The following is a 25,569-nucleotide window of genomic DNA, read 5'->3' as shown; positions in this document are numbered from 1 at the left end:
AGCCTATATTATTTTGTTATTATGTGTGGAAAATTAGACTTTCAGCCTATTCCCCTATTTCACATCACAATAGCAGTTGGTTGGATTTCTCGAATCTGACTAATGAGAAGCAGAGTGTATATTCAGTTACCAAGATCGCCGATATAAAGAAAAAGCCATCCGTCTAAACGAATGGCTTTTGGTTTATCTCTCGGGTTATCAACTATCCCTGCTGATGGCTTTCCATCAAAGTAACCTCTTCTGTCTCCACCTCTTGTGGCTCGTTTTCAGCACTTTGCTCAAGCTTATGCATCGCCTGAATTTCCATCACATTAAGGTGTGAGTAATCAGCCCGCATATAGCCGACGGTCTTATACAGCATATAAGAGGTCAGCAGCAGTATTGGCAATGCAAAGATCAGAATCGCCGACTGCATTGACTGCACCGGTGCATTAACCGTAATAAAGATTGTCGGTAGCGCGATAATAATCAGACACCAGAATATTTTCAGGTAGGTAGACGGATTGTTCTTCTCATCCAGTTTTTTCTGAGTATTACAAGCGACGGTAAATACAGAACCATCCAGGGTTGTCACCAGTAGCAGGAAGGTTGAAATAATGAATACCACCAGAATAACCGATGACAACGGTAGCGTATCCAGCGCCTTAACAATCGCTTCACTGGCTTGGCCATCAGAGACCATTTTGCTGATCTCAACCTTGCCGTCTAACTGGGTTTTCATCATGAAAGAGCCGACAATCGAGAACAGTGCTGCAATTCCTGCGGTACCGCCACCTATCATGCACACTACCACTTCACGAATTGTACGGCCTTTCGATACCTTGGTAACAAACACACACATTAATGGGATGAAAATCATCCAGTATGCCCAGAAGTATGCTGTCCAAGACTGAGGGAATTTCGCCTGATTAATAGCATCAGTGTACAAGCTCATCTTAATAAAGTTCTGAGCCCAAATTGCAATTGAAGAGCTGGTATTTTCCAGAATAAACTGAGTCGGACCAAATATTAAAATATACAGAGCAAGTGCTACGACAAAATAAGTACCGTTATTACTGATTTTCTGCATGCCTTTTTCAATACCAAAGAATGAACTGGCAATTAGTAATGCAGCAACAATAACAAGCATAGATAATTTAAGAACTAAACTGTCTTCAACACCAAGTAATAAAGAAACCGCTGCAGAAATAATTGGCACACCAAGAGACAAAACTATAATCAAACCAAAAATAAGTGCAATTGGATACATGACATCAATAACGCGACCGACAATTTTCGCTGTCGCCTTATTTTTAATCATCGACATCACAACATCGCTAATTTTCAGTGAACGGTTTTTTCGGATATAGAAGGAGTACATCACAGGGATAGCGGTAATGGCATAGATGGCCCAGGCTATAATCCCCCAGTGGTGAAGGCTGTAAGTAACTGCCCACTCAGCAGCTGTAACCGAACCTGCCTCGATAGCGAATGGCGGCGTCTTAATATAATAAGACCACTCAAGAAATGCCCAATAAACCGTACCAGAACCAACACCGGCAAGAGCCATCATGGCGATATAGGAAAAGGTCGAGAATTCAGGTTTCTCATTTCCCATTCGGATATGCCCGTATTTACTAAATACGAAAAAGGCAGCGAGAATAACAAGGCCGAATGCATACCAAAGAATTGGAGTACCAAAGTTATATGCAATCAGTGTAAATATATCACCGGCAATCTTGATTGCCTTATCAGGATTGGTTAAAAAGAATATTGAAATAATAGATACAATAACTAATGAGGTAATGATGCTAAACCTGTCAAAGTTACTTCTTCCCGTCGTACTTTTCATCACGTTTTGTCCCATTTATTAGTAAACCACTTCCACATCATCACGGTGGATATATGGAAGTGGAATTTCCATTGCTAACGTAAGGTATTGTTATAATTATTCGAAAATATAATGAGCTACCGAACTTTCCCGAACAGCATCCCAATCCATTTCCACACCCAACCCATTACCTTCCGGCGCATGGACATAGCCATCCTTGTCGGTGCGGATCTGCGTCTTGGATGCCAGCTCGAAGCTTTCATACGGATAAAACTGCTCAAAAAACTTACAGTTATGGTGAGCCAATGCCACGTGCAAATTAGCAGCCTGGGTGATGGTGTATCCCATGCTTTGGATCTCAAGGTTCTTCGAGTGACCTTCCGCAATAGCAAAACACTTGTTCAACGGAGTGATACCGCCACAAACAGTAGCATCCTGGCGAACATCTGACCAGAAGCCGTTGCCCAAGGCGTAGGTGACTTCCTGTAAAGTGAGCAGGCAGTTGCCGTGGCTGGAGATTTCCAGATCCGTTTTATCAACCAGACGCTGGTAAGTCTTATAGTCATAATCGGAAACCGGGGCTTCCAGCCATTCCCAGTCATAGCTTTCCATCAACTTGGCCATTTTCATCGCCTCAGCAGGCGTGTAGAAGGTGGCAGTATCCAGCATGAAACGGACACCAGTGTGACCATAACGTTCCTGAATAGCATTGACCAGCTTGACGTCTTTCTCATAGACACAGTAGCAATGCAGCTTGATCGCGGTAAAGCCGTGTTCTATACAGTCATCAACATATGGGAAGTAGTCTTCAACGGTATCGAACATTGGCGTCGACGCGTAAGAGAGCATCTTGTGACGGGCACCGCCGAGCAGCATGTACAGTGGCATACCTGCTTTTTTCGCCTTGATATCCCAAGCAGCAATATCTATCGGAGATTTTGCCGGTAGTCCCCCCCATGAGCAACGCGCCTGCAGCCAGGAATAGAGTTCTTCGGTCATCAGCGGATTTTTGCCGATTAAGCCAGGAACGATAGTACGCATGGCTTCGATAATGCAACGGTCAAAGTCATTTTCGGTGTAGCTGATCGTTGCACCTACCCCTTCGGTACCGTCGTTACAGATGATGCGAACAATATTGTTGGTGTAGAGCAGTGGCTCCTGGTTGTCAGCCCAAGGAATCGGCGGAGCGTCACGGTCAGCAACAGCGTACAGTTCAACTCGTTTGATCACGGTATCTTTCATGATGTTCTCCTTACAGGGCACTACCATTTTCGATCATAGTAGAGCGGATATCCTCGCCTTTCAGGTCTCGGATTCGTTTATTTTCGTTAATCGCTTTGACAGCAGCAATGCCAGCTGCATGTCCGTATTCAAAACACTGTGCCGTTACACGGGCAGACGCCAGCGCTTCATGCTCGGCACTCAGGCAGCGTCCGGCAACAATGATGTTTTCACCGACAACCGGTACCAGGGTGCTGAACGGCACATCGTAGTAATCATCAATCAGCCAGTGCAGTTTCGGCTTGTCACCGGAGTGCAGCTCAATTGGCCAAGGCGTACGGCAGATACCGTCTTTACGCTTGCGGCAATTCACCACATCGTCATTGCTGAGGGTTTCGACACCGACAATAGAGCGAGTCTGGCGAATACCCACCTCAACCCCGGTATCAACCACATACGCATCCTCGCAACCCGGCACATAGTTGTTCAGGAACTTGGCGTAGTCACGAACCTGACGGCGGCCGAACACCTCGGCTTCAGTGAAGTCTTTCGGATCAATAACATTCAGCATCCGACCATCCTGACCCGCCAGGCGCGTTGCATTTACCATCAGCTCACCGGGGCGAGTCGTCGGGAAAATCCAGATTTTGTGGCGAGGTAGGTCATAATCGCCTTGCTGGTTGGCAGCCAGAATATTTTCTGTCACTTTCGGCGGACAGATCGTGTCATCACCGTAGTAGTCCAGGTATTTGTCCATATCGACACCGGCGATACGGAAGAACATAGTCGGGTTTTGAATACGTCCGTTGTCACCAAAGAAATAATCCATTCCCGCCCGGGCAATCAAGGCCGCGTCACCAGAAGCATCAACAATCATCTTCGACAGAATCACGCTTTGGCCGGCATTTGACTCGATAACCACCCCCTTAAAGGCATCGCCATCCATAATCACGCCAGTCACCGCGGTATGGAATAGAGTATTCACACCGGCTTGTTCCAGAAAATCATCCGCCACTTCACGCCACAACAGTGGATCGTGCGTCACGGTGTAGGTTTTGCCATAACGCTGAGGGCCGGTTACGCCACCTTTGTCTGCCAACGCCTGACGGAAACGTTCAGTAAAACCAAATACCACCTGCTCAGGCTGTGCGTCAGGATCATCACTTGCCATGTACATACCGCAGATAGTACCCGATAGCCCGGCCACCGCCGCGCCACCACAGAAGCCGTACTTTTCAATCAGCCAAGTGTTCTTGCCCATGCGTCCGGCAGTTTCCGCTGCTGCCACACCAGCCGCACCACCACCAATAACCAGGACATCAACTTCAGCCAACACCGGCAGATCCGGCACAGCCTCAAAGCGGCGAACAATTTTCCAATCTTTCATTACTACCTCACTAATAGATAACTGATAGTCATCTGATATATCAGTTGTGTGTTTTGAATATATTCCTGATCTTTGTGTGATACAATGGCAATTGTCCTGATCGTGAGATCGCTCACTAAAATATTGCCTAAGGGAATAACAAAAAAGATGACTATGGGTTCAACCAATAAGACAGAGGTTGCATACAACCAGTTAGAGCGCATGATTATTTTTCGTGAGCTGGAACCGGGAAGTATGGTCAGTGAAAAGCAACTCGCAGAAAGCCTGGGCCTTGGCAGAACGCCGGTCAGGGAAGCACTTCAACGGTTATCTTATGAAAGGATGGCCGAGATCCATCCACGCCGCGGGATCCAGATCCCGATCATCTCAGTAGAGTCTCAACTGAAAATTCTCGAAGTTCGCCGGGATATCGAAGCACTTTGTGTCAGCTATGCGGCATCACGCGCGACGATGCAGGAAAAGCAGCAAATGCTCGAACTGGCGTCGAGCCTGGAAGAGTGTGCAAAGAATGAAGATGACCTGGAGTATGCTGGCCTGCTGAAACAAATCCATACCCTACTGGTAAAAGCGGCAAGCAATGAATATCTACAGCTTGCGATGGCGCCGCTGCAGGGATTGTCTCGCCGTTTCTGGTTTGCTTACAAAAATGATACGTCGGATTTGACAGAAGCATCCTCATTACATGCTTCCGTATTAAGGGCCGTCAGCCACACCGATGCAGAAGAAGCCGTTGCTGCCTCACATCGGCTGAACGACTATCTAACCGATATGGCCTACCGCAGTATTACCGCGAGAAAATAAAAGCCATTGTCAGGCTAGACTTTCATGTTCAGCAGTGTCCCAGTCATTTCATCAGCCCGGCGGATCACATTGGCACCCGCCTGGTTGTATGTCTGAGCCTGAATGAGATCGATACTGGCATCGATGGGGTTATTGATGCTAGTTGGGGCAGCTCCTTTCACCTCTGAGGCTTGCTCTACTGAACTCTGTGCGCCCAAGCTTGATTGCTGAATATCTTTCGCTGCCGTTGTTGCCATGCCTTGCGCCTGATTGAGCATGTTCACACCGGTGTAATGCGCAGAAATCGTCATATAAAGAAAGCCTGTCAAAGTCAGAAGGTTAAAGAAATCTCATGATGGGCCAGATCAGCCAGACTGTCAATCAGGCTAGATTGCAAACAAAAAACAAAGCCCAACCATAACTGATCGGGCAAAATTATGTGTATCTGAAAGAATAGATACAATTAGCGAGTTTACTCACTAATTATAGTCGCTGATATCCAGAGCCTAGCGTGTATATTTCCGGCCACTGCCGCATCGTAGGCAATTGCCGTATCAGCCGCCGAGACACCACCTGTGGGCCTGTTCAAAGATCCCGTTTGGATTTGCCTTTCTTTCTCATCGCCATCAGTGCCCAGAACAGTACGCCTGTTACCGCTACAGACGCGATACCCAGTCCAAACAACACCTCGTCACCATGGCCGACGCTTCTGAAAACCCGGTATAGCAACAAAGAGCAAATAAAGTACGCGGCGATTAGTCCGAAGAGCTTAAAAAACTGTAATTCTTGAATTTTCTTCAGCACAGTTTCTCTCCTGCTGTTGTCTGTCAGGATGAGGCAGCGGCCGCCAAGAACCAACCGCGACTCTCCTGCTTTCCGACTTACAAGATCAGTATGATCCATATTCTTAGAACATTGCCTTCTCCGGGCTAGACTTCTTGCTATCACCAAGCGCTATAGTGCGAGTGGTTCCCACTTCCTTCACAAAGCAATCATCATGGCTGATGAGGATCAAACTGCCCCGATAGGTAGCGAGTGCCTGTGCGAGTATCTGTTTGGAGTCCAGATCAAGATGATTGTCAGGCTCGTCAAGCAACAGTAGAGTTTCCCCTTTCTGGTGACTGACCACCAGCATCGCGACCTTCATCCTCTCGCCGCCGCTAAGTGCAGCCACTGGCAAATCTACCCGCTCACGGCGAAAGCCGACCCCGGCCGCCATCGTTCTCAGCTCCGTATTCGAATAGACCGGACAAAGCCGCTGTAAATTTTCGAGTACGGTTTGCTGCTCATTCAGTAAACTAAAATGCTGATCCAGATAACAGATCTGTGCAGTGCAATTTATTTGGCCGGCTACAGGCGTTAGCTCACTAGTAATAGTTTTCAGCAAAGTCGATTTGCCACAGCCATTACTGCCTGTCAGATGAAGCCTGTCGCCATACTGCAGAAAAAGGTTAATCGCACTGCCCTCTCCGTAGCGAAGCTTCACGGCAATCAGTGCCAGTACAGAAGAAGCTCGCCGCTCTGATTGGTTAATCACAAGCTGCTGAGGCTTTACTTGCTCAAACTGGGCTTTTAGTTCAGAAGCTGTCTGTTCCGCTTGTGCCAACTGATTGGCAAACTGTACCTTACGGGCTGAAGCTGAGAGCTGCGCCGATTGCCGCATCCCATCAAGCAATAGCTTTGACTGGCTGCCGGATTGTCGTAATTTGTTTCCCTGTGCAGCACGCTGTTGAGCTTTTTCCATATTTCGCTGATACTGCTTACGAATTTGCAGCACCTGCTTTTCAGCGTTGACCACAGAGCGCTCGATTGCTGCATGTTGCAGTTCTTTTTGACGGGTGTAGGAAGTATAGCTCCCCCCATAATGTCGAATTCCCTCTACAGTTAGCTCTATGATCTCATCGACATGTTCAAGCAGCAGCCGATCATGGCTGATCAGCAAGATCCCGCCATCAAACGCACGCATCTGTTCAACAAGCCATTGCCGACCAGCACGATCAAGATGGTTGGAGGGTTCATCAAGGATCAAATAATCATAGTCGGCACCAAAGAGCTGCCATAGCATCAACCGGGTTAGCTCCCCGCCGCTAAGTCCACAACATGGCTTGAAAGGCTCGGGGGGCAAACCCATCTTTTGAAGCTGGAGGCAAAGTGCGTCCCCGGCTCCCCAGTCATCGCCAACCAAATCGAAATCAGCTTGATCACAACTGCCAAGTTCGATTCTCCCCAGCGCTTTCAGCTTGGCTGACATACGGAGAAAATCAGCAATTGTGCCGAGTTCCCGGCGCTCTTGCTTCCGGGTTATCTGCGATAAATAGCCGACCTTTGCATTACAGACCACCTTACCGCTTTCCGGTATGCGATCACCGACTAGCACACTGGCTAGCACAGACTTACCGACACCATTGCGCCCGACCAGCCCGGTAAGCTGATATCCCAAAGAAAAACTAATATTACTGAACAATGACTCGCCGTTATCATGACTAACCGCGAGTGACTGCGCCAACACTGACGAATGATGTAAGGTCATAAAACCTCCTGAAGCAATTCAGGGGCAATGGGTAACTGTCCTGGTGCGATCCTTGTACGAATCGAAATGACATTTGAGTAAGGCTGATTACCGGCAGCTGCCACCAGCCCGAAGCAGGAGGCCACACAATTAACTGGCAATAGCAGAGACGAAGTTACGCCCACTAACCCTGAGGATCCAAAAAAAGAATAAAAGGATGTCAGGTGTTAGTTGTTCATCGTGGCGTAGACTCCTTATGAAATGATGGCGCTATTCTATACAGGCTCTATGGCCGTTTTCAATCTATGAATTTCCTGGCAGCAGAAAATTAAGGCCAAATCACACTCTGTAACAGCGCGCCCTTATCCTGATTGCGATAACTACTATTCCAAAATACAGTTATAGCCAAAACAGTAAATGGAAATACCGTATGTCGCATCAGGAAAATATGCATCTTGCCCTCATCGAGGATGATGACATCGTTCGACAGGCCACCAGCCAGTGGCTGCAGCTCGCGGGATATCAGGTACTGGAGTTCGCCAACGGCCAGTCAGCGCTAGACAAGATCCCCGAACAGTTTCCGGGGATCATCATCAGTGATGTCCGGCTGCCTGATATCGACGGTATGGCGCTGCTTCCCCAGCTCCTGAGTCATAATCCATCTATACCGGTGATCCTGATCACCGGCCATGGCGACGTCGATATGGCAGTTAAAGCCTTGCATAAAGGGGCGTTCGACTTTGTCGAAAAACCTTTCAATCCAGAGCGGCTGCTTGAGACCGTCGCCAGGGCACAGGAAAGAAGAAAAACGCAAGTTAACTCCGACGAGAGGGAGCGCTATCTCGAACAGGCTGAAGGACTGGAAAGGATCCTGATTGGCCGCAGCGGTGCAATGGTTAACCTGCGCCAGCAGCTACTCAAAATTGCTTCTATAGATACCAATGTCATCATTTATGGTGAAACCGGCTGCGGCAAAGAACTGGTTGCCCATTGCCTGCACCAGGTAAGCCAGCGCAACAAACATGAGTTTGTACCACTGAACTGCGCAGCAATTCCGGAGAACCTGTTTGAAAGTGAGCTGTTCGGCCATGAAGCCGGATCGTTCACCGGGGCCATCAAACGTCGGATCGGCAAACTGGAATTTGCCGACAAGGGCACCTTGTTCCTCGATGAAGTAGAGAGTATGCCGCCGGGTATGCAGGTTAAAGTATTGCGTTCCCTGCAGGAAAACACCATTGAGCGCGTTGGCGGCAACACGGCAATCAAAACCGATCTCCGTGTGGTGGCTGCGGCGAAGGAAGATCTGCAGCTTCATCCGGAATTCAGGCAGGATTTGTTTTATCGCCTCAATGTGGCACAACTTTATTTGCCTCCTCTTTCAGAGCGTGGCGATGATATTTTGCTGCTGTTCGAACACTATACCCAGCAAGTACACAGCGGCACCCGCAAAGCGAGTCCAAGTGATCAACAAGCGCTGCTCAGCTATCCCTGGCCTGGTAACGTCCGCGAGCTAAAGAATGTCGCCACCCGCTTTGCCCTTGATAACTCACTGACTGTCGGTGAAATTCTGGCAGCCCGCCCGAACCTCACTACAGAACCATCCAGCGCCTCCCTACCATTGGCTATTCAGGTCCAGAACTTTGAACGCAAAGTCCTGCATGAAACGCTGCAGCGCCATAACGGCAGCATCATAGATACCATGGAGGAGCTCGACCTGCCACGTCGGACTCTCAATCAGAAGATGCAGAAATACGGACTCTACCGAAGCGATTACACCGAATAACCTTGCATAGCCTGCAAAGACATATCGCTGGTAGCCAATACTAAAAAAGCGACCCGGAGGTCGCTTTTTCTTACGGTGTCAATCTTAGATGAAAGCCAGTATCGGCGAGATGCAAAGCAGGATGCCGGTAACAATAATCATATTGGTCGCCATCCCTTTATATTTGGCCAAGTGTGGTACCTTGTGTACCAGATAAGCAGGGATCAAACAGCCAACCAAGCCAAATACCGGACTACAGATTGAAGTGAAAGACAAGATTGGGGCATTAATGGCAATCGCGCCCCATGCCAGCAAGATAATGAAAACCGTCACTAGCTTGTTCACTAGGTTCTTATCAATCGCAGACTCGTCATACTTACGCAGAAGCATATTCATACATAGGCCGGTACACGCTTCCTTAAACGCCAGGAAAACGCCGAAGAACGACGTCACAACCGCAAAGATATTGATAACAATGCCAGCAATTGTTGCCCAGCTGCCCGGGAAGTAATGAGCGATAATAGCCAGCGCTGAAATGTTCTTATTCATTGCCTCTGTTGCCTGCTCCTGGCTAATTGCGAAGGTGAAAGACACCGCAAAGAAGAACACGATAACAAACAAGATAGCAAAAGCGATTTTCATTGCTCTTGATGCTTTATAGCGCGCCACCTCAATAGATTTCTCATGAGAACGGTATGAAATAACCATTGGGCTTAGTGACTGGATAAAGAGAATCGAAGTCAGCGTAAACGGCAAGGTGATAATTGCATCTTTCAACATTGAACCCCATGCACCCACCTCTGGAACGTTTGCCATATCCCAACGCGCCACAAGCAACACGCCCATAATAGCAACTAGAGATAATACTGTTACAGCCATAAAGCCAGATAGCTTAAACAGTAGCTTTTCACCTTTCGAACCTATAAAAGACAGAACGCAGATTAAGGCAAGACCATAGAATACATTATCATTTAGATGGCCTTCAGTTACCCCGAAAGAATGCAAATAGGAAGCACTGTCATTAGTCACCGCAAGGGAATAGACCAATACCCAGATAACCAGCATTACAAAATATAATGCTCCTAATGCCATTCCCCAGTTTTTACCTAAATAACCGGTTATCACTCCAGGATAATCTGTACATTCTTTCGACTCTGCCAACGTATTAATAAATAGTTTCTGGAAAAGATACATCGCAGGATAGCCGATAACAGATGAAAGCAGGAAAACCCACAGTCCCATTACTCCAACCTGAACAGGAAGAAATACAATGCCTGCACCGATTGCCATCCCGATACTCATGACAATCCAGCCAATATCAACACTGTCGAATTTGATCGCCTCTTTCCATTCGGCTTTGGTCATATTTGCCTTTTCGTGTAATTCGGCACTCCCGGTATCTATAATCGTCGTACTTGTATTGAGTTGATCACTCATATTATTGTGCTCCAATGTTGTAGGAATTTATTGGTAAGATATTCATTATTATTTACACACATCAACACCACCATAACAATTGCAATATTACGATGATATTAAGTCACACCCTGTGCTATTCATTAATTGGAAGCATACGCTTTGAAAGAGAGAAAAAAATTTCAAAATTCTATTTCATACCTAGGTAATTAGAATATTTTAACCATGAACTCATTCACGCACAAAATAATTTTCTCCAGTTTGATTCAGGATAATTTTGAGCTAACTATATCATGATAAACTTTTGATCCAATTCAAAATTCGAACAAAAATACAGATTAACAAACACTTATTAACCACTTGAAAAACAGGATGGTCATCACATATTTATCATTCTATTAATTACAGAACAATGTGGAGCAACCATAAGGAATAATAGCTCTATACTGAAAGGGCATAAAACAGACAGGAGAAAATAATAACAGGCCATAATATTAGGAGAAGTGGTGAGCGGCTATACAGGTTGTGGTTTTGTTAAAAAACTTTTGTATTTATTTCAGCATCTAAAAACAGGCAAAAAAAAGCCCGCATATGCGGGCTTTCCTTCTATTGCTATTTATTATTCAGAAACGGCAATAACTTCAATCTCAACTTTCGCATCCAGAGGAAGACGCGCAACTTCAACACAACTACGTGCCGGACAATTTGCACCAAAGAAAGCAGCATAAACTTCATTAACAATGCCAAAGTCATTTAGGTCTTTTACAAAAACGGTTGCCTTAACGATATCTGTTTTTGTCAAACCAGCCTCATTGACTATCGCTTCAACATTCGCCAGAGATTGTTTTGCCTGAGCAGCAACATCGTCTGGCATTTTGCCCGTCTCAGGATCTAGCGGTAACTGACCAGAAGTGTATAGCATATTTCCGAACTTCTTCGCCTGAACATACGGGCCAACGGCTGCAGGTGCCTTTTCTGTATTTACTGTTTCTACCATGAGTTCCTACTTTCAATATAGTGCCATTGAAAAACAGCGATCACTTATCGCTATTTAGATCATGGAAGTAATATACGCTTTCATTTGGGGAAAACCTTCACCAATAATGCTGCTTATACGTTTAAAAGTAGAAAATATTTCTCCAAATATTTCCTAAAAGATAATTTTGTCGGTAACATCACAGTTTAGCGAGGCTTATAAGTTGCCATCACTCTGGGCTGTGCCCTACTGAAATTAACAATAGGCTATTTTTTGCCTACTCCTCTGTCAGCCTGATTTGTTAACCGTTTCACATAACCCCGCCCAAAAGTAAACATATTGGTTACAAGTACCCATAATCAGCCCCATCCATCGGCAAGTTTCCGCTCATCGCTCAAGACACCAAATGAGCAAGATCTTGCTCATTTTATTTGCAAACATTATTTATCTCTATAATTTCAATTACTTATAAGTTGGCACTCCGCTTGCTATTGGACTATAGAGTGTAAAACGTCACTAAGCACAAATTCACAGTGAACAACTGGTACTTCTACATGGAGCGTTAAGAAATGTTTAAAAAAGCACTAATCACCTCAATCATTGTAGCCACTTCAACCTTGGGAGCTTTCTCCACAGCAACGCAGGCAGCCGAAAGCCGCAGTTATATCCTGGCGACAGCTTCAACCGGCGGTACGTACTATCCAGTTGGTGTAGCCCTCGCTACGTTAAGCAAAATTAAACTAGAACCCAAACATCAGTTTTCTCTGGCAGCCATCAGTTCCGCGGGCTCGGGCGAAAACGTCAAGCTTCTCAATGAGAATGAAGCCCAGTTTGCCATTTTGCAGGGGCTTTATGGTGCCTGGGCCTGGAACGGTCAGGGGCGCTTTGAGAAAAGCGGCCCCCAGAAACAGCTTCGCTCTGTAACTATGTTGTGGCAAAACGTCGAGCACTTCGTGGTGCGATCCGATTTGGCCAAAACAGGCACCGTGGCCGATCTGAAGCAAATGGAAGACAAGAAATTTTCTATCGGCAAGAAAAACTCAGGAACAGAAGGCTCTGGCCGCCAAATCATGTCCGGGCTAAATATCAACCCTAATACCTTCAACCTTGCCTACCTTGGTTACGGAGCCAGCGCCGATGCGATGCAAAACGGTGCGATTGACGGCATGAACACACCTGCGGGGGTACCGGTAAGTGCCGTAACCCGCGCCTTTGCCGCAATGGGCGAGAAGATTCAAATCCTGTCATTTACCGATGAGCAAATCAAACAGGCCAACAGCGAATACAGCCTGTGGACCAAGTTCACTATCCCGGCCAACACCTACCCGGGCCAGAGCAAGCCGGTCACCACCATTACCCAGCCGAACTTCCTTGTGGTACGTGAAGATATTGCAGATGACGATGTCTACCTGCTTACCAAAGCTATTTACGAGAACCTGCCGTTCCTGAACGGCATACACAAAACCACTAAGGTGATGGCGATCGAGAAAGCCATTGACGGCCTGCCCGTACCGTTGCACCCAGGTGCTGCACGCTACTACCAAGAAATGGGGATCGAGGTTCCTTCCCACCTGATTGCACAGTAATCGTAAATCAACCGAGATCCCGCAGTACAGGAAGTACTGCGGGTTTCGAGGAGCATCATCATGAGCAATTCCACCGAACAAGAACTGCAGCAGTTTGAGCTGCCGACACGGACAGACTTTCCATGGCTGACGTCCGTAATCACAGTACTGGGTGTCGTGCTGTCCATTCTTCATATCTGGTTCAATACTCTTGCCACGTTACCGGAGCTTTGGGTATCAGCAACCCACTTTGCCGGTTTCGCTATTATCTGTGCCCTGTGGTACCCGGCCCATCACAGCCTCAAGCGCAGTAAACTTGCACTTGGCATTGATATCCTCATCGCCTTGGGGGCCCTGGCCTGTCTGCTATATATACCCTTTGCCGAAGATGCCCTGTACGAGCGCGGAGTGAAGTTCATCGCCAGCGACTGGGTCTTTGCAATTTTGGCAATTGTGATTGTCCTGGAACTTATCCGCCGTACTATTGGCTGGTTTATTCCTGTACTTATTGTCTTGTGCCTTAGCTATGTTGTCGTTTGGGGGCAGTGGATCTCGGGGATCTTCCATTTTCCCGGGCTAAGCTTTGAAACGCTGCTCTACCGCAGTTTCTACAGCTCCGAAGGCATGTTTGGCTCGATCTCGCGGATCAGCTGGAGCTTTGTCTTCATGTTTATCCTGTTCGGTGCTTTTTTAGTCCGCTCCGGTGTTGGCGACTACATCATTGATGTCTCACGGGCTGCAGCCGGAAAAATCATCGGCGGACCAGGCTTTATTGCCGTTATCGGCTCCGGGCTGATGGGCTCAGTATCGGGTTCCAGTGTGGCCAATACCGTCTCGACCGGTGTTATTACTATTCCGCTCATGCGCAAAGCTGGTTTTCCCGCCCGGTTTGCCGCCGGTGTCGAAGCCGCAGCCTCAACGGGTGGCCAGCTTATGCCTCCTGTAATGGGAGCAGGCGCTTTTATTATGGCTTCCTACACGCAGGTACCCTACGTCAATATCATTGCTGTTTCTGTGGTGCCCGCCCTCATTTACTTTCTCTCCGTGGCTTTCTTCGTCCGTATCGAAGCCAAGCGCAGCGGTGTCCATCAGGTAACGACCTCCTCCGCACCGTTCCTGAAAGTACTGCTTTCCGGCTGGCATAACCTGATCCCGCTAGGGGTACTTGTCAGCTTACTGGTCAGTGGCTTTACCCCGACCTATGCCGCCGGACTATCCATCATCTCTGTCATTGTTGCCTCCTGGCTTTCACCGAACAAAATGGGGCTTACCGCTATTATCGAGGCAATGGCGCAAGGTGCCCGAAACATGGCGACGACCGCCGTGCTACTCATCGGGATTGGCCTGGTGATCAATGTGATCAGTACAACGGGGATCGGTAATACCTTCTCACTGATGATCAATGACTGGGCAGGTGGCAGCCTGATCATCATGCTGGTACTGATCGCCCTGGCTTCACTGATCCTCGGCATGGGATTACCCGTGACTGCCGCCTATATTGTACTGGGTACTCTGTCGGCACCGGCCCTATACAAACTGCTTGCTGAGAGTCAGCTTCTGGATGTGATGGTAAATGGTCAGTTGCCAGAACAGGCACAAGCCATCTTTATGCTTGCCGCACCTGATCAGCTGTCAGCCCTGACCCAGCCGATGAGCCTGGAAAAGGCCCAGCAGCTATTGGCACTGGTACCGGCAGATTTCATGGGGACCCTGCTGGAACAAGGCCTGGGATTGGAAACAGTCGGCCTGGCCCTATTATCCGCCCACCTGATCATCTTCTGGCTGTCGCAGGATAGCAACGTGACCCCGCCGGTCTGCCTAACCGCCTTTGCCGCGGCAACCATTGCCAGAACGCCACCCATGCGCACAGGGTTAACGGCATGGAAAATTGCCAAAGGCCTGTACCTGGTCCCTTTATTAATTGCCTATACCTCACTGGTTAGCTGGGACTGGGTTTCAGTGCTCACCGTCGGCTTTTTTGCCACTGTTGGCACCTATGCCCTGATAGGGGCGATAGAAGGCTATCTGGAAGGCCAAATTAATTTGTTCCTGAGGGGCTTACTTGGCACACTAGGGGTAGTCTTGGTATGGCCTGACCTGCCGCTAACTGCCCGTATTGTAGCCACTATTATGTTCGTGGCCCTGTTTATCTATAGCGGTCGAAAAGATCGCCAGCAGCAGCTGGCTGCCACTCCGTCATCCCAGTCATAACAAGGTACAGGAAACATGCTACCCGGAGCTATCCGCTCCGGGTGCCAATAGGGAGTTTTAGTTGTGAACAAGATATACGATTACATTGTCGTCGGTGGAGGCATTGTCGGCATTTCAACCGCCTGGCAATTGCAACAACGCTATCCGCAAAAATCCATTCTGGTGGTCGAAAAAGAAGATGCCCTTTCCCAGCACCAAACAGGCCACAATAGCGGAGTGATCCATGCCGGTGTCTATTATGCGCCGGGCAGTTTGAAGGCAAACTTCTGCAAAGCCGGTGTCGAGCGTACCCTTGAGTTCTGTAACAAGCATGAAATCCCAGTTGAGAACTGCGGCAAACTTCTGGTCGCGACAGATCAGTTGGAGCTTGAAAGAATGTATGCGCTTTATGAGCGCTGCCATGAAAACGGAATTGATGTCGAGCTGCTCGATCAAGCGGCGCTTGCAGAAAAAGAACCGAACATTACCGGCCTGGGGGCGATCTTCGTCAAATCGACCAGTATTGTTAACTATCGACTAATCACAGAGAAAATGGCCGAAGAATTTATTCAGCTCGGTGGCGTAGTGTCGAAACGTACTGAAGTGGTCGCCCTGTCTGAATCGGCCGAGAAAATTACGGTCAGCTGCAAAAGTGACGGCCAGCCTTTCCAGCTGGATTGCCGGTTCTTGATATCCTGCTCGGGCCTGATGGCCGATCGCCTGACACAGATGCTCAATATCGAGACTGACTTTCAGATCATTCCCTACCGCGGGGAATACTATCGCCTGGCACCGAAATTCAACAATGTGGTTAATCATCTGATCTACCCGATTCCGGATCCTGATCTCCCTTTCCTGGGTGTGCACCTTACCAAGATGATCGACGGTACCGTTACGGTCGGCCCCAATGCGGTACAAGGTTGGAAACGTGAAGGCTATGGCCGGATCAATATCAGCCTGAGAGATGTTCTGGATATGATCCAGTTCAGCGGTTTCTGGAAAGTCACAGCCAAGCACCTGAAAACCGGCCTGATAGAGACAAAAAATTCATGGTGGAAACCCGGCTATCTGAAAATGGTCAATAAGTATTGCCCGCAGATCAAAGCCAGCGATCTTGAACCCTACCCGGCCGGGATCCGGGCGCAGGCAGTACTGAAAGACGGCACCCTGGTTCATGACTTCCTGTTTGCCGAAAGCCCGCGCAGCCTGCATGTGTGCAATGCCCCCTCACCGGCCGCCACCTCGGCAATTCCTATCGGTAACTATATCTGCGACAAGGTTGCCGAAAAGGAGCCCACGGCCCCAAAGGAAATAAACACTGAATCTGTTGCGGAGCCGGCCTGATTCAGTCTTCACTTTCATCAGCCCCTTACCGGCCAAAAACACGCGAGGGTACTCTTCGCGTGTGTTTTTTTCATCAATCAACCGCAGCCAATTACATCACTTCACCAAGACTTCTCTAGCGTTTTTTAACTACGGTATTTAGCAACAATAAGGTTATTACCGGAAAAACCGATGCCACCAGCATCCAGCTCCAGCCTTGGGTAAACAGCACCATACCGGCACTTAATGAACCCGCCGCCTGAAAAGCCGTAATAGAAAAATCATTGATGGCCTGCACCCTGAAGCGCTCATGTGGTTGATAGGTACCGGGCAGCAAAGTCGTACCGCTGATAAATAGAAAGTTCCAGCCAATACCAAGCAGCACCAGTGCCCACCAGTAACTATGTACACTTTGCCCGAGCAACCCTATCGCAATACAACCGAGCATGATCATGCAACCTACAAAGATCAGCCTGAAGGTACCAATACGCCTTATGATTAACGGGGTAATAAGCGATGGCAAATACATAGCAACAACATGGCTCTGAATCACCCATTTGGCACTCTGGATATCATGACCGTGATGCTGCATGGCCAGCGGCGTCGCTGTCATCAGGAACGCCATGACAGCATAGGCCGTCAATCCGGCCCCCAGCGCAAGCCAGAGCAAAGGCTGCTTTAGGACTTGAGATAAAGGACGATCGCTACCATTCTTGATACTGTCTTCCCTGATACTGATCGGCTTCATGCCCACCCACAATATCACTGCACCTACAAGTTCAATGATCCCCAGCGCACTATATGCATTCGCATATTCAGACGTAAAGACAGGAACAAACTGCCCGACATTTAGCAACTCAGGCCCGACAACGGCAGCAGCGATGCCCCCCACCAATACCAGGCTTACCACACTAGGGTGCTGGCTAGGGTCCTTACAGCTTTCAATGGCCGCAAAACGATACTGGCTGACATACGCCAGTTGGGTTCCCAGCATAAAACTACACGCAGTAAACGCCCAGAAGGCTTCTTGCTCAATAGCAATACCGGCGGCAAAAGCAACACCGCTGCTAATCAGTGCTGCCGCAATAAAGGCATTTTTCCGACCGAACCTATGCTGGATTTTCGCGGCGGGAAAAATGTTCAGTGACACACCGATTATCAACACCGTTACCGGTAAGGTTGCCAGCTCAAGCGTCGGCTGTAGCTGAGCACCGACTATCCCGCCAAGAAAAACACTAAGCGCACCAACAGATAGAACAAAAGGCTGAACCAAAGCAAGCAGCCAGGCATTCCATGGCAAAGATTTCATAAACATCCATATTCGTCATTGCTAATAGTAAGCTTGATACGGGCAGTCTGTTACAGGGTTTTATTTACAGCTAAGGTATAAATAAGATCATCGTAACGTTGCTGCCTGATTTCGTAGGCATCAGGAATGCGCTGGCTAAACTCGAATCCACACTTTTCCAGCACCCTGCATGATGCTTCGTTTCCATCTGTTACCGTAGCGGTCAAGCATGACAAATGAAGCTCCTCAACAGCAAACTGAACCAACCTCTGCAGCGATTCCGTGCCGTAGCCGTTGCCATGGTATTCAGGCAGCAACAGGTAACCGACTTCAGCCCGAGATCGATCTTGTTGATCAATTTGAAACCCGGTTACCCCCACCGACTTACCAGTCTCTTTTTCGATAATTATCAGGCATAGCCAGTGCTCGGAGTTATGAGTCCACTCCGGAAGGCGACTGTCGAATCGAGCCTGTATCTCATCTGGAGAGGGTTGATCAAAAGCCAACTCTATCACCTTGGGCTCCTTAAGCAGCCGGCAAAACAAAGGCCAATCCGCCTCAACTATCTGCCGCATCGCCAACCTTGGCGTATCTAGACTAATCACCTTACTTTTCCTCGGCTTATACCAAAAATTATGTGCTATTGTGCATTGACACTATACCCAAGCTACCTCAAGATGCAGGATTCAGAGTGAGACCAGCGAGCTCAGTTCAAGGAAAATGACGGTAGGAATGGTAACCCCTTTCAACGTTATTTGACACAGAAATGGGCGTCGGAATGCCGAACCAACTGGCTCACTCCCAAAGGGCGAGTTCCAGTTCTTTTAAGTAGATAGGGGCTTCTATGCGTTGTTACCGATTATTAATATAGAGCCACTAGATTTTCTAATCGGAGCCTAGCCTGCGCGGCCCTGCCACAACCCAAGTAATTCTCGCTGAAACGAGTATCTTGAGGTAGCTTGGGTATACGCTATGGCTTGCTTGTCGAGGCTATATATTTAGCGAACAGATGTTCGATTAGCGCTCCCCTCTGCCAAATCGATATACAAGCTGCCCTGAAAAAAGGTCATCATTTGTCGAGGTACTGGTACTGTAATAGTGAGACCAATCGGCAAGCAGTGCCCAATTAGCATGAAACTGATAATGCAAACCAGCGCCAGCGTTTATCTGGAATGTTTTGAGATCAACACTCTTTTCCAACAAGGTTTCACCAATACCGGCATTCAGATAAGGCCGCAGTTTTTCTTTGCTATTAAAATAATATTGAAAATCAAAACTGTAGTTTTCATAACTTACATCTGCTTTGGTAATCGTGCTCGGTGTTTCAACCCGAGAATAATTCAATCGAGAAGAAAACTGCGGGGTAAAATAAACCCCCAGGCTAATAGTTGACGCCCAGCTATTTTCAAGTTGCCAGTCGCTGTCAAGATCCAAATATCGAGCCCCAATCGAAATCCCCACAACGCTGTAATCAATCGGATCATTTGACACAGAGGATGTCGTATATTCCCGGCGCCGCTTGAGCGCTGGACTTGTTTCTCCCTCACCGATGCTGTAACTCATGTTGACCTTAAACTGGGTATCCACTTCTCCGTTTAACATCGGAACATCCTGAAAGCCAATGTAGCCGGTGCCAGCCTTTATAACATCCCTGCCAACCAGATTATTTATACCACGGCCAATGCTATCGACCGGATCAAGGAAAAACAGTGCCGTATCACCTACCCACGAGGAGCCCCAGACTTTACCGCCTCCCTGAATAATCTCCCTCTCCTTGTTAAATGCCCACTCACCGTATACCCACCCCAGCACTGGTGTTGTCACCAGATCCTGAATAGCAGGTGCCTCTGCAAAGGCTTCCAGCCCATACTCCCAGTAGAACGTTGACATCAGAAAAGAGTATACAAACGCATCCCATTGTCGATAACCGGACTTTCGGGCAACCTGATAGTAAACACCACCAAAATATGGGTGGCCGATATAGTTGATATACCAAATATCCCGATCCCAAACCGGACCGTCTTTGACATTCTTCCACCATTTTTCCATCAGGCGTTCACTGCTGCTGTCCCAGTTCGAAATATCTTCCGGCAGCAAAGCGATAACACCGGCAACTCCCACGCCATACCAGGCAACCGATTTGGTCTGTGACCAAAGCCGATCAGCGTCTTCACCATTTGGGGCCGAAAACAGCGCTACCGAATATGGGGAGTCATACACACCGTCAGACCTGGGCTGCTCTTCCCAACTTGAGTTGCTATAACCTGTTTGGGAGGGTGATGAAGAAAACAAGGCGTCATTTTCATCACCGAAGGCCGGGCTCACAACAACAAGTGAAAAAAACAACAGAGGTAGGTGAAACTGACTTTGCATAACCTGATCGCCTTCTGCTCATCAATATCAAGCACCAAATAGGGCAAATTATTATTATTGAGATCTTTAAGCTATTAATTCAAAAAGCAATCTAGTCAGTATAGTTCAATGTCATTTGTATTCTTCCAACCTAACCAGTTATTTATCACAAATTCTCACAAGGAACCCTGATATCAAGTTTGAAGTGCAACACTTAACTGTAATATCCAATGAAGCATTCCTCTGGTGTTTTAAAGCCCAGTCGTTTGCGTGGGTGAGTGTTTAATCGTTTAGCAATGGCGTCACATTTTGCTTGATACAGGCGGGAGCAGGGTTGTGTCACAACCGAAATATGCGCCCCCCTAAACGGAAAACGGTCCAAATCCAGGACCGTTCGTATCCATAAGACTCACTATCCAGATCGCTCCAAACACCTTAAATGATAGGAGTTAACCTAGATGGGTGGCTTTTTTCGCTCAGAAATCAGTTCAACTAAAGTTACGTAAAATGCTCACTCCCCAATTAAGCTACTCCGAACCATCTAACTCGCCTTACCCGCTCACAAGGCACTAAAATAAAACCGAATACGTTAAGAACCGTTTGCATGCTCCACGTATCAAAGACCACTTTACAAAAAATCGAAGTAGCATTGCTTAAGGGTAATTTTAAGCTCCTAGTGGACGCTGTGAAAGATGTTGGCTTCATTGGTTATTTTAAAGAAACGCAGCTTCATCAATAGGTTAAAATACTTTTTCCATCGGTAGTGTTTGAAAACACTTAATCCGTTTAGGCTTAATAGGTCCTTTCACTATGATCTCTTCAGTGTGTATTGCACAGTCTGTTAAGTAATAATGTAACTTTGCATACCAGTAGTCTTCATTAAAATCTAAAAATCCGGCATTAAGGCGTTTGTTTTCTTGAAATGCTAATAGCCTGGAGCCTGGGTTTATCATTTTCGGCTTCATCACTTCGGGCATCAAGTCCTTAACCACGTCAGTATATTCATAGCCTGCAATATCAACTTGGTAGACATAAACCTCTTTGGGTTTTTTGTATATAGTATCAATATCACTCTTAAATGGTCCTTTTGCAAATGTACCATCTGAATATTGTTTGTTATCAGCTCGGCGATCTAACAATGACTCAAGAAAAAATCGTGAAACCCCTCTCAATGTTTTGGCACAAAAGACTGTATTTATACCATATAGGTGATTCATCCAATCATTCTTGGACCCAACAAAACCATCCTTTAAAATTATTGATGGTGGGCGAAAATCTAATCTATAAACATATACTGGATTCATAATACTATAAACTTTAAATTAAAACATAAGATAATCCCAATTCCCCTTAACATTCAAATACATAACACACACAACACCAACAAATAAGTATTTAATACGTACCGTTGGTTTTCCCACCCTTAAAGAGTGACTTCAACGAAATACGCATCAAAAAATCCAATGTTAATTATGCCTGTTACGTTAAATTAACGACGAACGGGCGTGATCGTGTAACACTCAATCTCTGATATACATACAAAAAAGGTCACCATTGATGACCCTTTTCATTTGTTGACTAAATAAATTCAGTAACAACAAGACACCAATCTTGTTAAATAGAAAGCAATTTACAAAACCATCAGTAAAAAAAACATGAAACGCCTTTATCAAAATTCTGTTCAGTTTAACCCTCTTTAAAATTTCCACCTGTTTTCCCAAATTAAAATAGCCCTTTCCAAGGCAGTTCTTCCGGCTACCGACTTTGAATTGCTCAGGATGGATTAATACTGGATTGAGGCTCTCCAGCTGTCTGATGACCTGCTGCTGGGGTTTCAGTGTCAGTGCCCCACTGATCTCATCAATAACGCTGTCGCTGGCAGGCATAAACAGCTGGTCATTCAATATTTGCTTTATCCTTGCCGGAGCCCTGGTAGCAAATATGAGAGCCAAGCGGGTAAAAGCAATACCAACGAAGGCCTAGTCCGCTTCAAGGGCGTTATGCCCTGAATCATGCTCGGCTGCCTCATACGCAGATTTATGAGAGAAAATGTGCATCACAATCGTAAATGTCATCCCCGCCGCCCGCAATCCTTTACCATCGACGTTATTGGCGGCGCGGATGGACCCTTGCATATCACGGATGCTATTGGCGGTGATTGATAGCCCCAACCCCAGTCCTTCGCCCATTTTTTTACTGGTTTGAAACGGCTCGAACATGCTGTCCAACATAGATTCGCTGACCCCGCATCCATTGTCGATCACCTGAATGATCACCTGCGTCCCCTGCGCTGAAGCTGTAATAACCAAGGCAGGTTGAACAGTATCAGTCATCGCATCAAGGGCATTGCTGATCAGGTTGCCCAATACCTGCATCAGGCGCTGAGGCTCACCAAGTACATCCGGTAAATGGGAAGGAATTCGGATCCGAACATCAACGCCTTGCAACCGTTGCTGGTGAATTCGCAAAATTTGCTGCAGTGTATCCGGCAACGACGTGGCCGATAGCTGTTCCGGACGGTTAAAGGCAAACGTCTTGAGCTGCGAGGTCATGTTTGCCATTCTTTCCACCAGCGTTTCCACCAACTTCATGTTAGCGAGCAGCATCTTGGTTTCTCCGCGCTCAATCAGTAACTCATTGCTGGAAAGCAAGGTGCGCAACCCGGTAAGCGGCTGGTTGAGCTCGTGGGTAATAGCACTCGACATTCTGCCCAGCGCAGCCATTTTGCTATTCTGGACCAGTTCTTCCTGGGCAGAGTGCAGCGCTCTCGTTCTTTCCTGAACCCGTTGTTCCAGTTGCTCATTGACTGCCCGCAAGGCATTTTCTGCTTTTTTTCGCTTGCTGATATCAATGGCAGTGATCAAAAAATGCCTTTCGTCATGCCAGGGCAGCGAGGTGATTGAAAACAGCACCGGAAATCGCGAACCGTCGCTGCGTCGGGCCATCACTTCTACGCCAGTGATTTCACCCCACTCATGGTGGTTGGCCAGGTTCCTCAGCAATAGCATCACGGTTGAATTACCGGCTGTCGTCTCAAACAGCTGCCAGGCAAAAATATTCTCGACCACAGAGTCCGACAAACTGAAGTAGCGCATAGCCGTCGGGTTTATCTCGCCAATCTTTCCCCGGCTATCGAGCAGCATCAGCCCGACATTGGTTTTGCTGAACATACGCCGCAGCCAATATTCAGACTCCATGACCAGCTCTTGTAACTGCTGTTTAGATAGCAACTTCTGCCGCCGCTCATAGATGAACAGCCCCAGAATCAGCATCGACACCATCAGGATAACGGCACTCACCCCCAACCAATAAACTGTTTGTATCTGCTTTTTCAAAGGCGTGAGGTAATAAATAGTCCATTTCAGATCATCAAGCTGAACCGTTTGCACCAGATAGTTATCCAGCCCGAGCTGCCAGGTCGACAATGTCGTACCACTGGCAAGCTGCATAACACTCGGAGGCTGCTGTGCCATTCCCTGGGCCTGGCTATTAAGCCACTCGGCACTATAGCGCTGGCTGCTCGACAGGAAAAACTTCTGCTCTCTGTGGCTGATCAATACCAGCTCGTTTTCAGCCAGCCAAGACTCAGTCAAGGTACTCAAGTCGACCTTGACGACAGCAATCCCGATCACGACGGATTTCGAGTACATTGGCGCGGCCAAAAAGTACCGGGCCTTTCCGTCAACAATCTTACTCACTGTGACCACTTCTCCGCCCTGGCGGATAAGTTTATCGGCAATAGCCTGCCCGTCGTCTTCATGCCAGTTAGCGTGCTTTCGACTAGAGGCTATTTGTTTTCCTTTGGGTGTCAGGATATACCAGCCTTTGGTATTGGCGGCTTTATCCAATTGGGCAAGATAAAGATCAACATCGGCATGCAAACTATTATCACCGGCCAGCAAATCCCGGCTCAGCTGGTGATCGGCTACCAGATAAGGCAGGTAATGATAGCGCCTGAGTGCGCGGCGAATGTCGCCGACATACTTGAGCAAGCGATCTTCACCCTGATTCTGGGCATTTTCAAATAGCCACTGGCGGCTTACTTCTCTAGTCGCAATCATCCCGGCAGTGATGACAATAGCCACAACCAAGGTAGTCAGCAGTAGCCTTAAACGTTTAGACAAAATGACTCCCCGCATCCATGCTTATTCTGTCTGTTTTCCACAGTCTGCAAGGCGAAAAGGCCAAAGTCGAGCCTATCTATGCGCGAAATGGCGCTAGACCTCTGATAGTTTGGGGCCAATCACATTCGCCAGCGTGTTTGATAAACTTAAAGATGACAGTAACTATCGAGCTTCGGCTCTGCAGACCAGACCGAAGCTGATCACCATACTGGGTACGAAAACACATTGTATCCACCGGAGGCTCTCGTTCATGAAACCAACAACCTGGCTCCCACTCAGCCTTCTCTTGTTCAGCGCCACAGCCATTGCCGATGATACATTTGATTTTCCGCCAGCATCGGTTACCTGGGCCAGCCCTGAAAACTACCGTGATGTGAGATCATCCAGCGGCAACCAGCCTCGTTTCCAGCAGCAAGTCTTCGAGAATCTTAGTGAATACTTCGGTGATATGGCCCGAATTTACCTGGCACCGGATCAAACCCTGAATATTAAAGTGAACAACCTGGATCTTGCCGGTGATATTCGCTATGGCGCTGAAACCGGGCAAAAAATCCGGGTACTCACCAGTATTTCAGCTCCCTCAATCAGTTTCAGTTACAAGATCAGTCAGGGGAAAACGGCAATGAAGTCAGATACTGTGATGCTGACCAACCTGAACTATCAGGCGAGTGTGTGGGGAATGGGCAGAGACAGAGCTTTAGCCTATGAAAAACAGCTTATCCATGACTGGGCACGAAAAACACTAAGAAACAAATAGCAAAAAGCCCTTTTACTTAAAGGGCTATTAGGGCGTGTTGATCTTTGCTGTACATTTCGCGTTCAACAATACATCGGTAGCCACATTAACATGAATGCCAGCGATAACA

The 25,569-nt window shown here is 47.5% G+C and carries 20 protein-coding genes and 1 pseudogene; 6 read left to right on the top strand and 15 right to left on the bottom strand.

All coding sequences use genetic code 11. From position 1 onward, the window contains the following. Nucleotides 1–202: 202 nt before the first annotated feature. From BIT28_RS05495 to BIT28_RS05485, 3 genes are all read right to left on the bottom strand, one after another. Nucleotides 203–1,831 carry a BCCT family transporter gene (locus BIT28_RS05495; RefSeq protein WP_075762642.1) on the bottom strand — a complete coding sequence of 543 codons (1,629 nt, stop codon included), beginning with the start codon at nucleotides 1,829–1,831 and terminating at the stop codon, nucleotides 203–205. Between the two features lie 96 nt (nucleotides 1,832–1,927). Further along, the gene (locus BIT28_RS05490) at nucleotides 1,928–3,052 is read right to left on the bottom strand and encodes a mandelate racemase/muconate lactonizing enzyme family protein (protein ID WP_075762641.1); all 1,125 of its coding nucleotides are present in this window, start codon (nucleotides 3,050–3,052) and stop codon (nucleotides 1,928–1,930) included. Nucleotides 3,053–3,062: 10 nt separating this feature from the next. Further along, nucleotides 3,063–4,418 (bottom strand): FAD-dependent oxidoreductase, encoded by a 1,356-nt coding sequence (locus BIT28_RS05485; RefSeq protein ID WP_075762640.1) that lies wholly within the window; start codon nucleotides 4,416–4,418, stop codon nucleotides 3,063–3,065. Nucleotides 4,419–4,565: 147 nt separating this feature from the next. On the opposite strand from BIT28_RS05485, the gene BIT28_RS05480 reads away from it, so the two are divergent. Continuing rightward, nucleotides 4,566–5,219: a GntR family transcriptional regulator gene (locus tag BIT28_RS05480; protein WP_075762639.1), complete on the top strand. Its 654-nt coding sequence runs from the start codon at nucleotides 4,566–4,568 to the stop codon at nucleotides 5,217–5,219. 14 nt (nucleotides 5,220–5,233) lie between these two features. Here BIT28_RS05480 and BIT28_RS05475 read toward each other — a convergent pair whose 3' ends face one another. The 3 genes from BIT28_RS05475 to BIT28_RS05465 all read right to left on the bottom strand — a co-directional run bounded on the left by BIT28_RS05475 (nucleotide 5,234) and on the right by BIT28_RS05465 (nucleotide 7,728). After that, on the bottom strand, nucleotides 5,234–5,509 hold the full coding sequence (locus BIT28_RS05475; RefSeq protein ID WP_075762638.1) for a hypothetical protein: 276 nt from the start codon (nucleotides 5,507–5,509) through the stop codon (nucleotides 5,234–5,236). A gap of 274 nt (nucleotides 5,510–5,783) precedes the next feature. Beyond that, nucleotides 5,784–6,002, bottom strand: coding sequence for a hypothetical protein (locus BIT28_RS05470; protein ID WP_139310442.1), 219 nt, complete (start codon nucleotides 6,000–6,002; stop codon nucleotides 5,784–5,786). A gap of 103 nt (nucleotides 6,003–6,105) precedes the next feature. Then, nucleotides 6,106–7,728 (bottom strand): ABC-F family ATP-binding cassette domain-containing protein, encoded by a 1,623-nt coding sequence (locus BIT28_RS05465; protein WP_075762636.1) that lies wholly within the window; start codon nucleotides 7,726–7,728, stop codon nucleotides 6,106–6,108. A 409-nt stretch (nucleotides 7,729–8,137) separates the two neighbouring features. Between BIT28_RS05465 and BIT28_RS05460 the strand changes: the two genes are divergently transcribed. Next, nucleotides 8,138–9,490, top strand: coding sequence for a sigma-54-dependent transcriptional regulator (locus tag BIT28_RS05460; protein WP_075762635.1), 1,353 nt, complete (start codon nucleotides 8,138–8,140; stop codon nucleotides 9,488–9,490). An 84-nt stretch (nucleotides 9,491–9,574) separates the two neighbouring features. Here BIT28_RS05460 and BIT28_RS05455 read toward each other — a convergent pair whose 3' ends face one another. Together BIT28_RS05455 and BIT28_RS05450 are read right to left on the bottom strand one after the other, a co-directional pair. Next, nucleotides 9,575–10,906, bottom strand: a complete 1,332-nt coding sequence (locus tag BIT28_RS05455) for an SLC5/6 family protein (RefSeq protein ID WP_075762634.1) — start codon at nucleotides 10,904–10,906, stop codon at nucleotides 9,575–9,577. A 598-nt stretch (nucleotides 10,907–11,504) separates the two neighbouring features. Beyond that, complete coding sequence (locus tag BIT28_RS05450) at nucleotides 11,505–11,882, bottom strand: RidA family protein (protein WP_075762633.1); 378 nt, start codon at nucleotides 11,880–11,882, stop codon at nucleotides 11,505–11,507. A 548-nt stretch (nucleotides 11,883–12,430) separates the two neighbouring features. Here BIT28_RS05450 and BIT28_RS05445 point away from each other — a divergent pair. From BIT28_RS05445 to lhgO, 3 genes are all read left to right on the top strand, one after another. Continuing rightward, the gene (locus tag BIT28_RS05445) at nucleotides 12,431–13,447 is read left to right on the top strand and encodes a TAXI family TRAP transporter solute-binding subunit (protein WP_075762632.1); all 1,017 of its coding nucleotides are present in this window, start codon (nucleotides 12,431–12,433) and stop codon (nucleotides 13,445–13,447) included. A 60-nt stretch (nucleotides 13,448–13,507) separates the two neighbouring features. Next, complete coding sequence (locus BIT28_RS05440) at nucleotides 13,508–15,637, top strand: TRAP transporter permease (RefSeq protein WP_075762631.1); 2,130 nt, start codon at nucleotides 13,508–13,510, stop codon at nucleotides 15,635–15,637. Nucleotides 15,638–15,700: 63 nt separating this feature from the next. Then, nucleotides 15,701–16,960, top strand: a complete 1,260-nt coding sequence (lhgO, locus tag BIT28_RS05435; RefSeq protein ID WP_075762630.1) for an L-2-hydroxyglutarate oxidase — start codon at nucleotides 15,701–15,703, stop codon at nucleotides 16,958–16,960. Between the two features lie 115 nt (nucleotides 16,961–17,075). Here the strand turns inward: lhgO and BIT28_RS05430 are convergent, their stop codons facing one another. The 7 genes and pseudogenes from BIT28_RS05430 to BIT28_RS05400 form a co-directional block, all read right to left on the bottom strand. After that, on the bottom strand, nucleotides 17,076–18,248 hold the full coding sequence (locus BIT28_RS05430) for an MFS transporter (protein WP_075762629.1): 1,173 nt from the start codon (nucleotides 18,246–18,248) through the stop codon (nucleotides 17,076–17,078). Between the two features lie 50 nt (nucleotides 18,249–18,298). Continuing rightward, the gene (locus BIT28_RS05425) at nucleotides 18,299–18,832 is read right to left on the bottom strand and encodes a GNAT family N-acetyltransferase (RefSeq protein WP_089153659.1); all 534 of its coding nucleotides are present in this window, start codon (nucleotides 18,830–18,832) and stop codon (nucleotides 18,299–18,301) included. A gap of 412 nt (nucleotides 18,833–19,244) precedes the next feature. Next, on the bottom strand, nucleotides 19,245–20,600 hold the full coding sequence (locus BIT28_RS05420) for a DUF3943 domain-containing protein (RefSeq protein ID WP_075762627.1): 1,356 nt from the start codon (nucleotides 20,598–20,600) through the stop codon (nucleotides 19,245–19,247). Between the two features lie 193 nt (nucleotides 20,601–20,793). Next, nucleotides 20,794–20,901, bottom strand: a pseudogene (locus BIT28_RS30335) (IS30 family transposase); the annotation flags it as partial. Nucleotides 20,902–21,319: 418 nt separating this feature from the next. Next, nucleotides 21,320–21,883 (bottom strand): hypothetical protein, encoded by a 564-nt coding sequence (locus tag BIT28_RS05410; RefSeq protein ID WP_139310441.1) that lies wholly within the window; start codon nucleotides 21,881–21,883, stop codon nucleotides 21,320–21,322. A gap of 216 nt (nucleotides 21,884–22,099) precedes the next feature. After that, complete coding sequence (locus BIT28_RS05405; protein ID WP_139310440.1) at nucleotides 22,100–22,483, bottom strand: hypothetical protein; 384 nt, start codon at nucleotides 22,481–22,483, stop codon at nucleotides 22,100–22,102. 75 nt (nucleotides 22,484–22,558) lie between these two features. Continuing rightward, a complete protein-coding gene (locus BIT28_RS05400) occupies nucleotides 22,559–24,640 on the bottom strand; it encodes a sensor histidine kinase (RefSeq protein ID WP_083651742.1) in 2,082 nt (693 codons plus the stop codon). Between the two features lie 313 nt (nucleotides 24,641–24,953). Here BIT28_RS05400 and BIT28_RS05395 point away from each other — a divergent pair, with 313 nt between their 5' ends. Then, complete coding sequence (locus tag BIT28_RS05395; protein ID WP_075762623.1) at nucleotides 24,954–25,460, top strand: DUF3016 domain-containing protein; 507 nt, start codon at nucleotides 24,954–24,956, stop codon at nucleotides 25,458–25,460. Nucleotides 25,461–25,569 lie beyond the last annotated feature (109 nt).

Source organism: Photobacterium proteolyticum (assembly GCF_001939735.1).
In the GTDB taxonomy this organism is placed as follows: domain Bacteria; phylum Pseudomonadota; class Gammaproteobacteria; order Enterobacterales; family Vibrionaceae; genus Photobacterium; species Photobacterium proteolyticum.
This window is presented reverse-complemented; position numbering and strand designations above follow the sequence as displayed.